Origin of the sequence: Pseudomonas sp. SIMBA_067, from assembly GCF_046534675.1 — a bacterium.
Taxonomy (GTDB): Bacteria; Pseudomonadota; Gammaproteobacteria; order Pseudomonadales; family Pseudomonadaceae; genus Aquipseudomonas; species Aquipseudomonas putida.
On the sequence record NZ_JAWRYH010000204.1, the window covers coordinates 1 to 313 of the forward strand.

The following is a 313-nucleotide window of genomic DNA, read 5'->3' on the forward strand; positions in this document are numbered from 1 at the left end:
TTCGTTGCCCTGGTACAGGTCGGGTACGCCGGGCGTGGTCATGCGTAGCAAGGCCTGCACCAGGCCATTGAGGGCGCCGGGGCAGGCCAGCAGTTGCGCGGCATCGGCCACGGATTTGCGCAGTTGCTGGTTCTCGTTGTCCAGCAACAGGCTGTCGATGTAGCGGGCACAGGCACTTTCGTAGCCTTCGTTCGGGGCGCTCCAGCTGCTGCGCAACTTGGCTTCGCGCAGGGCTTTCTGCTGCCACTGGCGAATGCGCTCCGCATACTGGCGCAGGGCATTGCCATCGTGGAGGTCGAGGTCCAGCGGCCAG

General features: G+C 65.2%; 1 pseudogene. It reads right to left on the bottom strand.

What is annotated here, in order from left to right:
• Positions 1–313: pseudogene (locus tag SB765_RS28740) on the bottom strand (malto-oligosyltrehalose synthase); the annotation flags it as partial.